Origin of the sequence: Lacticaseibacillus camelliae DSM 22697 = JCM 13995 (assembly GCF_001311195.1) — a bacterium.
Classification (GTDB): Bacteria; Bacillota; Bacilli; order Lactobacillales; family Lactobacillaceae; genus Lacticaseibacillus; species Lacticaseibacillus camelliae.
The window spans coordinates 1-11,108 of record NZ_BBAJ01000074.1 but is presented as its reverse complement, the minus strand read 5'-3'; the positions used below and the strand labels follow the sequence as shown (position 1 = coordinate 11,108).

The 11,108-nt window shown below is 46.1% G+C and carries 10 protein-coding genes and 3 pseudogenes; 12 read left to right on the top strand and 1 reads right to left on the bottom strand.

The genetic code is table 11. From position 1 onward, the window contains the following. Positions 1–380, bottom strand: a pseudogene (locus JCM13995_RS16265) (BREX-1 system adenine-specific DNA-methyltransferase PglX); the annotation flags it as partial. A gap of 96 nt (positions 381–476) precedes the next feature. Here JCM13995_RS16265 and JCM13995_RS11010 point away from each other — a divergent pair. The 12 genes and pseudogenes from JCM13995_RS11010 to JCM13995_RS10965 form a co-directional block, all read left to right on the top strand. Next, entirely contained in the window at positions 477–866 is a 390-nt protein-coding gene (locus JCM13995_RS11010) for a hypothetical protein (RefSeq protein WP_054665607.1), read from the top strand. A gap of 218 nt (positions 867–1,084) precedes the next feature. Beyond that, positions 1,085–2,995, top strand: a complete 1,911-nt coding sequence (gene pglZ, locus JCM13995_RS11005) for a BREX-1 system phosphatase PglZ type A (protein WP_082397828.1) — start codon at positions 1,085–1,087, stop codon at positions 2,993–2,995. Then, positions 2,985–5,035 (top strand): annotated as a pseudogene (gene brxL / locus JCM13995_RS11000) (protease Lon-related BREX system protein BrxL). The gene pglZ and the pseudogene brxL overlap by 11 nt, the downstream one beginning before the upstream one ends. Before the next feature lie 141 nt (positions 5,036–5,176). Next, positions 5,177–5,608, top strand: coding sequence for a hypothetical protein (locus JCM13995_RS14665; RefSeq protein ID WP_156314456.1), 432 nt, complete (start codon positions 5,177–5,179; stop codon positions 5,606–5,608). Then, entirely contained in the window at positions 5,541–6,227 is a 687-nt protein-coding gene (locus JCM13995_RS10995) for a hypothetical protein (RefSeq protein WP_054665601.1), read from the top strand. The genes JCM13995_RS14665 and JCM13995_RS10995 overlap by 68 nt, the downstream gene beginning before the upstream one ends. Before the next feature lie 461 nt (positions 6,228–6,688). Then, on the top strand, positions 6,689–7,663 hold the full coding sequence (locus tag JCM13995_RS10990) for a restriction endonuclease (protein WP_054665597.1): 975 nt from the start codon (positions 6,689–6,691) through the stop codon (positions 7,661–7,663). A gap of 19 nt (positions 7,664–7,682) precedes the next feature. Continuing rightward, positions 7,683–8,057 (top strand): ASCH domain-containing protein, encoded by a 375-nt coding sequence (locus JCM13995_RS10985; protein WP_054665593.1) that lies wholly within the window; start codon positions 7,683–7,685, stop codon positions 8,055–8,057. Between the two features lie 223 nt (positions 8,058–8,280). Beyond that, positions 8,281–8,451, top strand: coding sequence for a hypothetical protein (locus tag JCM13995_RS14660; protein ID WP_156314455.1), 171 nt, complete (start codon positions 8,281–8,283; stop codon positions 8,449–8,451). Continuing rightward, positions 8,448–9,236: a hypothetical protein gene (locus JCM13995_RS10980; protein ID WP_156314454.1), complete on the top strand. Its 789-nt coding sequence runs from the start codon at positions 8,448–8,450 to the stop codon at positions 9,234–9,236. The genes JCM13995_RS14660 and JCM13995_RS10980 overlap by 4 nt, the downstream gene beginning before the upstream one ends. Positions 9,237–9,360: 124 nt before the next feature. Next, positions 9,361–9,750, top strand: a complete 390-nt coding sequence (locus JCM13995_RS10975; protein WP_054665585.1) for a hypothetical protein — start codon at positions 9,361–9,363, stop codon at positions 9,748–9,750. A 14-nt stretch (positions 9,751–9,764) separates the two neighbouring features. Next, positions 9,765–10,166 carry a hypothetical protein gene (locus JCM13995_RS10970; RefSeq protein ID WP_054665582.1) on the top strand — a complete coding sequence of 134 codons (402 nt, stop codon included), beginning with the start codon at positions 9,765–9,767 and terminating at the stop codon, positions 10,164–10,166. Continuing rightward, positions 10,120–11,108: pseudogene (locus JCM13995_RS10965) on the top strand (hypothetical protein); the annotation flags it as partial. The gene JCM13995_RS10970 and the pseudogene JCM13995_RS10965, both read left to right, overlap by 47 nt.

Sequence of the window (11,108 nt, the reverse complement as noted above, 5' to 3'; positions counted from 1 at the left end):
TCTGTATTTTGTGGCCGAGACCTCACTTTACCCCGATCATCAGTGAAATGCTTTATTTCGTAGCCATCGCGTTCCCAATTTACAACGTAATCATAGTTTCCATACCACTTTCGATAAGAACCGCCCTTGTTATATGGAAACCACTTTAATCCAGAGTCTAACGCTGACTTATTATCGTTAGCATCAAATTTGATAGCTGAATAACCGACCTCATACCATTGTCTAAGGAATCGTTCGTTATTACCTGTTTGCAAGCCTACTTTTGGTTCAGCAACAGAAGAGAGAGGGGATCCTATCTCAAAATCACGAATCAGGTTTTTACTTGCCCAATAGGCAATTGGACTTCCTGGTATCTTTCCGAAGTTCGCTTGGTTAGCACGTTAATGTAAGGCAAATGTAGTAACGTTCTTCTCCCTTGGGTATACTAGGAGTAGTAATTAATCGGTGGTCATGGCAAAGAATGGGGATAGCAAGAAATGGCAGATTTGAATCTCGACCAGGTCGCGGAAGCGCTTAAAGGAATGTTTACTCCGAGTAATCATTTTGTCTTTTGGTATGACGATCAAGCAACCTTTGAAGACAATATTGATGAACTAGAACAGAGAATAGGAGTCCCTATAGTGCAGATGACGCCGGATGAGCAATTCAAAACAAAGTTGGTGTTACTGGACCTTCAGAAGAAGGATGAAAGTGCACTGGTATATTCACCCGGCCCGATGCCAGAATTAAAGTTAAACTTTTTGGCGGACTTTCTTCGCTACTCAAAGACTTATACTGCTGATGCCACAACAATGTTGCGCAAAGAATTACAACTTCCTGCTGATCAGCAGTCTTGGTTGGCCAGTCAGACTCAATTTTTTTGGTAGCAAGGAACGAAAGAACCGGTTTCAGAAGCTATACAAGCTCGGCAATGATCCAACTCTGACAGAGTTGGCAGTCTTAGCCAAAGCTGATGAAGCCAGACTTAATTCCGTTCTTCGCGCTGTTCTCCACAATGATTCTTTGGGAGACGATAATGACTCACTGAGGGTTTTTGATAAATTTGATTTGCTGGCTTCATTCTGGAACTTTATCGCACAGGCCTATGGGTATTCGAAAAAAACAGCCAACCCTTCGCGGCTTAATGACAGCAATTTTATTGAACTTTGCTTATGACGAAGCGCAGTTAGATCTTCCTTCCTCGTTTGCGGATTATCAGCTGAACCCAGTCAACAACGCTATTTCGTTTGTCCAGAATAGTCGCAATATGATTGATGCAAGAGATGATTTGTTCAAAATTGCACGTGAAGTTTGGCAGTTTGTTCATGCCGAGACTCAGTTCAAACGTTTGGACATTCCGCAACTAATTAAGATTGATGCTTTTCCGCAGATCGATGAATTAATCATCGCTTGGATGACTGATCGACTGCTGGATAACGACATTGCCGTGCGCGTGGGAGAGAAGACGCTTGAACAAGCGATCAGCTTACGCGAGAAGCTGGCTTACCATAAGGAATATGATCAGCTCTATCAGATTGAAATGGCGGCAGTGACGATTCTCAGATTCCAACCGAAAGGGAATGCCGATAATCTTGAAGTCTTAATCAGTGATTACACGACCCATGATTATCGGATTGACACGACTTACCGTGAATTTGTCGCAAAACTCATGTCTGTGAATCCAGATCAGGAAACTTTGGTTGAAGGATTGCGATGGAAAGTTGAGAATACTTACCTTAACGACTACCTTGCTCATTCAGTCAGTGAATGGAATCGGGTCTATTCTCCCAAGCAAGTGAGCCAAGCTCATCAGCAGCGCCGATTTTATTCAACCTTCGTGACATCTGAACAGCAGAAAACGGTGGTGATTATTTCAGATGCCTTTCGGTTCGAGGCGGCCAAGGAATTGCAGGCCAAATTAGATGGTCAGGACAAGTTTGAAAGCAAAATGAACTGGATGATTACGGGTCTGCCATCGGTCACTTACTTTGGAATGCCAGCTTTGCTGCCCAATCATCATCTTGACTATCATGGTGAAAAGAATGTGACGGTAGATGATCAGACTTGTGACACAGTGGATAAACGCCGAGAGATTCTTCAGGCCGAGAACCAGTCCAGCCAAGCTACGCAAGTTTCCAAGTTTTTGAGCATGAATACAGAACAGCGTAAAGCTTTGCTCAGTGGCCAGCAGATTGTCTATCTCTATCACAATGAGATTGATGTGACCGGAGAGAGTGCCAAGACAGAGAACAATGTATTTAAGGCTGTTGACGAAACAATTGACGCGTTGAGCCGCACGATTGAACTTCTGCGGAATCTTAGTGTGCGGAATATTTTGGTTACCTCAGATCACGGTTTCATCTATCGCTGGGCCCCAATTGATGAAGCCAATAAGATTGATATCAGCGACTTTAAGACGATAAAGAAGGAGCAGCGTTATGCGTTCAGCAAGGTACCAATCGAGTTGACAGGGGTAGGGTCTCAGCGGTTGGGTGATTTACTGGGTAATGATGATCCGACCTATGTCGACTACCCGACCAACTTCAACATTTTCAAGGCACCAGGAGCCAGCCAGAATTACGTTCATGGGGGCGCGTCGCTTCAGGAGATGGTGGTTCCTGTGCTTAATGTTAAGTTACAAAAGGGCCGTTCTCAGGCCGTCAGTGCCAAGATTCATGATGTGACGTCAAGTCGTCGGATCACTTCAAGACAGGTCACCGTGAGGGTGATGCAGGATGATCCAATTAGTGATGTGAATACATTGGCTCATTATTCGATTTACTTGACTGATGATGAGCATCGGAAGATTTCTGGTGTGACCCCATTTGTTGCTGACATCGCGGATAAGGATCCTAATGCTCGGATTAAGAACGTCCGTCTAACACTAAGTGAGCAGCCATTTGAGAACGGCAAGATGTACCACTTAATCTTGCACAACACGGAGACCGATGTTGAGTATTCATCGGATTATCAAATGGACATCGTTATCCAAGGAGGTTTCGGCTTTGACATCTGATGAAGAAAAGCAAACGGACCAGAAAGCGCTGCTGGAAAAACTGGAGGAATATCTGCCGGGCCGGTTCGTTCGTAAGGATCTGACTACTCGGATTAAGGAAGGCGCAAATGTGCCGACCTATGTTCTGGAATTTTTGCTTGGTCAGTATGCCAACGGTTCAGACCCAGTCACGATTGAGCGGGGCGTTGAAAACGTTAAAAAGACGCTTGCCAATAATTATGTGCGTCAGGACGAAGCCGAGAAGGTGAAGTCTAAGATCCGTGAAAACGGGTCCTACACCGTGATTGATACCGTTACGGTTAAGCTGAATGAAAAGCTGGATCGGTATGAGGCCAGCTTTAGTAATTTAAATCTTGAAGGGGTACCAGTGGATGAGAAGTATCCAAAAAAAATATGAACGGTTACTTATTGGCGGCATTTGGTCAATCGTGCGCCTCAGTTACGACCACGAGAGCGAGGACCATTTTGTCATAGATTCGCTGACTCCCGTACAGGTGCCGTCGATTGATATGCAAGAGATCAAAGATGCACGGCAGCATTTCACCACCGACGAGTGGCTGGATTTGCTGCTGCGAACTATTGGGATGGAGCCGGATCAGTTTGATAAACGTGTTAAATTATTGCTGATTGCGCGTTTGATTCCTTTTGTTGAGAACAACTACAACCTGGTTGAATTGGGGCCGCGTGGCACTGGCAAGTCCCATGTGTACAAAGAGTTGTCGCCAAACACGATTCTTGTATCAGGTGGTCAGACCACAGTCGCTAACCTGTTCTACAACATGGCGCGTCATGAGGTCGGCCTGGTCGGCATGTGGGATGTCGTCGCGTTTGATGAAGTCGCCGGGATCAACTTCAAGGATCAAGACGGCATTCAGATTATGAAGGATTATATGGCATCGGGTTCATTTGTCCGTGGGCGAACAGAAGTTCAGGCATCCGCCGGGATGGTTTTTGTTGGCAACATCAATCAAAGTGTTGACGTTTTACTGAGGACGTCCAACCTATTCGAACCCTTTCCTCCCGAGATGGGCACTGATACGGCGTTTTTGGATCGTATTCATGCCTACCTGCCTGGTTGGGAGATTCCTAAGTATAAGCCAGCCTTTTTCACCAAAGGCTACGGATTGATCACAGATTATATGGCTGAAGTCATGCGTGAGCTTCGCAAGACCGGGTATGGGGATGTGATCGAGGAATACTTCACTCTTGGCGCTCAGCTCAATCAACGAGACACGATTGCGGTGCGTAAGACTGTGTCAGGGATGATTAAGCTTCTTTTTCCAGACGGCAAATTCACCAAAGATGAGTTGGAGGAAGTGCTTCAGTTCGCATTGGAAATGCGCCGGCGTGTTAAAGAGCAGCTTAAAAAAAATCGGCGGGATGGAATTCTACGATGTGAACTTCTCGTACATTGACCGCGAATCAGGCGAGGAGAAATTTGTCACGGTACCAGAACAGGGATCGGCCACGCTGATTCCATCAGGTACTGAGAAACCAGGCTACGTTTACACGATTCAGTACGATGACTCTGGCAGACTCAGCTTGTTCAAGCTGGAGTCCCAGCAAATGCCGGGCAAAGGCAAGCTGGAAAAAGCGGGGGTCGGATACAACCGGGGTACGCGTGAAGGTATGGATACTGCCATGCGGCGCCTGGAAAGCCATTACGCAGATATTGACCAGCGTATCATGCCCAAGAAGCATAATTACGTTGTCCAGATCTCCAACCTGAACGGCAATGGAATTAGTGAACATATGGCATTGGCCACATACATCTCACTGATTTCAATTTCGGTCGGTCGGTCCACGCTGGATAGCATGGTTGTGCTTGGCGATATGACTGTCGGTGGGTCAATCGACAAGATTACGAACCTTGCTGATACATTGCAGGTTGCCAAGGATAGCGGGGCGAAGAGTGTGCTGTTGCCTTCATCTGCAATGGCACAGATGAGTGAGGTGCCAGCGGATCTGTTCGGTGCCTTCACTTGGGTAACTTATCAGACCGTGGAGGAAGCCGCGTTTAAAGCGTTTGGGCTAGGATAGTCTTACAGTCAAGATGACGAGGTATACACTTTATCAGATTTTTCCATAGACGTTTTGAGTGTTGACTGTTTTTTTGTAAGATAGCGATCTACCAGGAAATTGTTTACTGACTTGGTAGTCTTGCGGTTGGGGGTAATAATAGTGAATCAATTTGAAATCATCTTGCCAAAGCCGGGAGATCTTGTTTTTGATGTTACTGATCCCGATCTGTATAGTTACTCCCTCGATTCATCCCTGGGGGAAAAATTAAGGCAAACTGCATCTCTGCAATTAAGTGAAAAACTGACTTCAATTCTAGAGTCGGCCATGACTGGTTCTGATATATTGCGGCATCTGGAAGATAACAAAGTGGAGTTTGTTGCTAAATTCAACTCCTATACTCAATCTATGCTGGATTCAGGCCAATGGAAAATTGGAGCCCGTAAGGATTCCAATACCTTGTATGGTGTCATTGTGGATAGCGTTACAGGGGAGTCAAAAGGCTTTGTAAATCTGGAGAAAAAAATTGGTCAGTCAACTTGGAACGCTGCCAGAACTGGCGGCTATTCAAGTTCAGCTGCAAGCGGTCTCTGAACAACTAATTGCGCTTACTCAGGCTGTTCAGCAAGTAGAACAAGGTCAGTATAATGACCGTTTTGCCGGTGTCTACAGTGCACGACAATTGATTATCGAAGGTCTAGCATCGAAAGATCCAGGTTTGCGAGAAAGATTGTTGATGCAGGCAGTGACAATTGGTGCACAAACCACGAGCAAGCTAATGCTGGCAATTCGCAATGATGCATCTGAGCTTGCCGACCCTGCAACAAAGAGTAAAGAGATCACAAGAATCGAAACATTACTTCAAGATTCGCTGGGGTACTTGAATATGTCCATTCAAATGAATTTGGCTGCATATACTGCACTCGGTGAAGAACAACCCCTTCTAGCTACTCTGAGTAATTATCGCACCTTCATTAAACAAAGTTTATTGGAAGAAGACCCTTCGAATCATCGTTCGACTGCTTGGCGAATTGACAATGGTCATCGTGGCGACAGCGGCCACGTACAGCAGTTAGCACAGACGATTTACACTAGTGCGACGAAATTAGTTGAAGATGTGGTAAACAAAGAGATTGGGGGAAGTCTTTATGAAAAAGTCGAAACCAGCCCGAATTTGCATGTTTCCGGGATGCCACAAGGAGACGCTGAATAGACAGGAGCTTTTTTTGTACTGAACACATACGTAAAATGCGAGATTATGGGAAAAAGGGAGCCATTGGTTTAGGATTACTCCTTCTTGCGGGAATGGGAAACACAACGAAGTCCGAGTAAGAAATTCTAGGTTGGTTAGATTTGGATCACGTTGTGTCACCTCTGTGTGAAGTAGTGGAGACGTTATGGATTGGAAATGGTTTATTATTAGATGTCCTGAGTACGTGTTTGATCAGTGGATGATGCGTGAGCCATCTGAAAAGTGCCTTGACACTAACCTAATGGAGAAAGGGAATCCACTTTCACTAACCTAGTTGTCCTCAGACAATATCTATTCATTTTGTGGCTTTGACGTGTGGTATACATCTGTGCCCATGCGCCTTCAGCAGCGATAGGGAGTAATTGTTTTCTTCGAATTTGTTGCCGGCAACAAGATATAATTGGCTTAAGGAGGTGAACAAAATGAAACTAGATTATCGGGAACTTAAACTTGCCAAAGATGGCGTACCCACCTGGGATGCAATGTTACCGGTGTTGATGTCTATAGCGATGACCCAAAAAGAGTGGCTTGGGGCCGAATTGAAGGCAGCCGCTGTTGAGAAACTGAACCTCCCTCAGGACTTGAGAGAACTCCAATCAGGAAAACGACAGGATGTTGCAATTGAAAATCGTACCGGGTGGGCTCTATCCGATTTATCAGTATCTGGCTTACTCGAACGGCCGAGAAGAGGTGTGTACCGCGTCACCGAACTTGGAAAAAGTCTTTTTCAGAAGTATGGAATGGCGTTGTCACAAGAAGTGACACATGCTCAGCCAAACTATAAGCAGCATAAGAGAGACCTCAAAAGGGCTAAAAGTGGCTCAGTTAGCGGACAGGGTGATGGCAAAGATAATCTACTAGATGATGCCGTTGATTCACCTTCAGCTGAGCAAATTGGGAAGGCAATCGATGATTACAACAGTGTCATCGCAGTCAACTTGTTGGAACGTATTCGCGAGGCTGAGCCGGTGTTTTTCGAGCGGCTTGTGATTGATTTGTTGAATGCGATGGGGTATCAAGGCACCAATGGCACATCGGTCCTGACCCCATCGTCTGGAGATGGTGGAATCGATGGTATCATCAATCAAGATCCTTTGGGAACTCAAACCGTTTACGTTCAGGCTAAGCGGTATGCTGCGGACAATATAGTTCAGCGCCCACAAATTGATCAATTTTATGGTGCCTTAAGCCGTGTCCACGGGAATCAGGGAGTCTTCATCACGACCTCTGGATTTAGTTCGGGTGCCAAAGCTGTAGCCAAGACCTTTTCAATCGTCTTGATTGACGGTATCAAGTTAACCAGTCTGATGCTTAAGTATCACGTTGGTGTCCAGCAAGATCGAGCGCGGAAGAGTTATGAGCTCCTAGCAATTGACGAGGATTACTTCGATAATTAACTCATAGGAAGTGAACGATTTGAAGGCACTGTCGATCCGTCCTGATTATGTAATTGACATCCTAACTGGCGATAAGACCAGTGAGTTCAGAAGTTGGAATACGAAACACCGTGGTGATTTGCTTATCTGTTCCACTGCACAGCGTATTCCCGGGACAATGCCTGGGCACGCGTTGTGCGTGGTGCAAATTGTTGACGTGATTCAGCTGGGGCCGAAAAGCTACGAGTGGAAGTTTGGTCAGGATGGTTACTATATCCGACCGTTCCAAGTTAAAGGGCGTCAGCATCTGTTTAATGTTGATGACGATTTGATCATTAAGGACAATGGTGATGACGAAACAACGGAGGAATCTGAGGCCTGGATAAAGAGATACTGGGATCCGCTGTATGTGTGAAGGGGTCCACGTTTTCGCAGTGTCATTTGATATTTAGTGTTAAATCAGAGATACGGAGTAGATTTATTCCCCAATATTTTTTTATATAATACTAGAATAAAAGAATTTTCTTATGGTATTGTTCTAAATGTGTCACAAAATTCTTCTCATTTTTGCCTTCAGCGCTTACAATAAGCGTCAAGCAGCCAGCTACCTTTAGGCTGTCTGCAAAAGGAGGAGAGAAATGGAACAGAAAGATTTTGAACACATGTACCAAGCTCTAACGCAGGATGGACGAAAAGGACATCTCATGACATTTGATGCGCCAACCGGTAGTGGTAAAACTTACTCGGTGACGCATTTTTTTAGTGGCGCAAGCGCAACGAGAGCCGAATTTTCGTGCTTTTTTTTGTGACTGATCAGAAAAAGAACCTGAATCTCAAAGCCTTCAAAAGTAGCTGGATGGGGTGGGGCTTGTCAGAAAATGATTTCTACCAACGCGTTGGCGTTCTGCGTGGCACCGCGGATTTAGTGGGCGAGATCATTGCGGCGAATCTGCCTGAAGCGTTGAATACACCGGCTGTCAAGGACGCTAAAGCTGCTCTTGGTAAACAGTACGCTTTGTACAAACAGCAGACATTGATTCCGGGGGATGATCAGGAATGGCAACCACTTTCGAAGAAGGAGCGGGAATTTCGTGCCGTTGTGTGTGAGCGCCTAGCAATGCTCGTTAAAGTGAATGGCTGGCGGCAGCCCAGCGATCAAGCAACGATTCGTGAGTATGTTGCGACTCATGATGACGCAGTCTGCAGTTGGTTAAACAGTCTTTATCCGACCATTGATCTGGACCGTCGTCAGCTTTTGATCATGACCACTGCAAAGTTTATCCGAAGCTACACGCCTTTCTTCTCGGATCGTGGGTGTGCCTTTCAATTCTCGTCGGTCCTGGACGATTCGCTAGTGGTATTGGACGAATTTGACAGTACCAAGGAGCAGCTTTTGGATAAAGTCATTGACGATGCATTAAAGGTTCAGTTTGATTTGCCGACTATGTTTAAACAATTGTCGACAGGACTTCTGGCTGAAGATGATCTGCCACAAGATTTGCGAGATCTAGTAAAAGACTCGCCAAAGTTTGGTGAGCTCCAGCAACGGGCAAAGAGACTCAATCAGAAATTTTTTTCTCGATTACTCTTATAAGTCTTCTGGAGTTGGGGACACTGGCAATTTTCTGATTCACGGGCCGGAAAAAAATCTGCTCAGTCAAAAGGGCGGTTGGCAGCTCACGCATAACCATTACACAAACTTGGTGGAGCTTAAGTCAATGAATGGTTCGCTAGGGCCTAATAGTCAGTCTCTGACGCATATGGTGAATCGGGTGTCCGCCTACATTCGCCGACTCAACCGGTTGATTATCAACACTGCTGATAAATACATGAAGAAGCGAAATGCTAATACAGATGCCTGGGATACTGGACTGACCTTGCTTGACGCGACCTCGACTTTTTACGATGCATTGCGTTTAAGCCAAAGTGAAATCCATACGCTGCAGAATCTGGGTCAGGATATGGTTGGCCGCGGCGAGCAGCCCAAGAACTTAAGTCCTAATCGTCAGGCCTACTATTTTCAGAGTCGTGGACTGGGCTTATTTAACTTTATCGAGCTGGTACTCATGACCTGCGAACAGAGATCAATGCTGCATTCTTTGCGGTGACGCCGGAGCGCTTTTTGCTGAGCATTCTCACCAAGGCCAATGTGCTTGGACTTTCTGCGACAGCAGAAATACCAACTGTCTTAGACAACTATGATCTGACGTACATGCGGCAACGACTCGGTGACCCTTTGCTCCACGGACGCGATTTTCTCTCAGCTAAAACGAAAAGTGAGTTCGATTACCAGGCTCGTTATCTTGAACACGGCGTCACGGTCAAGGCGGAGCGCACAGTTACAGAGGGGGAAAAGACGCTGCTAGCCGTCATTCAAGCTAGAATGAGCGATCAGGTAGCTGAGGTGGATGAATCTCGAGTGCTGGCGTTAGATCAGGCGATTCGCAAGGCGGTCAACTCACTACGAGGCAGCAGGCATGTTACAGAAAAAAAGTATTCAGTATTACCTCAATCGGTATTATGAGCTGTTTGACAGTTTTGTGATTTTCCTGACTGACCGTGACCTAACCTCTTATCTTGGACTGCAGATGAAACTGCCCCGACCAGATGAGCCGACGATGAACAGTAAGCTTATCTGCGAAGTGTTTAACGGGTTGCGCGCGATGCTTGTCAAGGATGAGGAGAAGCTGCCCGAACTGCGAATCATCGCTTCCAATAGTGATTCGGGAAAGAGTGTTGACCAGCAACTCAAGGACGCGCTTCAGCTTCCTGCTGAAGAAGAGACCAGGGTGTACCTGTTGAGCTCGTATAAGACTATCGGTATTGGTCAGAATTTACAACACGCAATTGGCAGATTTGAACAGTCGCGAGCGGTCAGCATTGCACCGTTTGATGCTAATCCTAACGACCCACGTCAGGATCAGATTGACCTTGCGGGTGTCTGCCTGGGTGAGATTACGAAGGTTTTGAGCCGTGAGAACCCGTTTCGCATCAATCGCGCTGGCGTGAAGCAAATTACTCAGCTTGAATACCTCGCCGATGCCTATGAAATCAGCTATTCCGACCTCAGCGCACGATTTTCAGATATTCAAAAGAACAAGTCTTATCCAGAAATGACAGCAGTCCGCAGCGTCACGCTGAGTCGATTACGCCTAGTCATTCAAGCACTAGGCCGAACTAATCGGACCTTCAACAAAATGCCCCATATTAGGGTGCTGGTGGCGAGTAATTTAATTGATAAACTCGACAGTGCGGGATTAGATACGACGGATTTCATTCCCGAGGTTCACCAGGTTCTTGCCCTTACGCAGAGCGTGCACATCGACTATGACACACAGCGCAAGACCAACGCCCTGACGAGTCTGACTGCTAGTACAATGCAGGATATCAACTTGCTGCTCTATGACTATCGCGAGAGCCAAAGTTACCGAGAGAACTATCAGGCGCTGAGACACTTTATTCTGTG

Coding starts and splice junctions, on each gene's coding strand:
- JCM13995_RS11010 (WP_054665607.1), top strand. CDS start 477: ATGGCAGATTTGAATCTCGACCAGGTCGCGGAAGCGCTTAAAGGAATG.
- pglZ (WP_082397828.1), top strand. CDS start 1,085: ATGGGTATTCGAAAAAAACAGCCAACCCTTCGCGGCTTAATGACAGCA.
- JCM13995_RS10990 (WP_054665597.1), top strand. CDS start 6,689: ATGAAACTAGATTATCGGGAACTTAAACTTGCCAAAGATGGCGTACCC.
- JCM13995_RS14660 (WP_156314455.1), top strand. CDS start 8,281: ATGGAACAGAAAGATTTTGAACACATGTACCAAGCTCTAACGCAGGAT.
- JCM13995_RS10975 (WP_054665585.1), top strand. CDS start 9,361: ATGAATGGTTCGCTAGGGCCTAATAGTCAGTCTCTGACGCATATGGTG.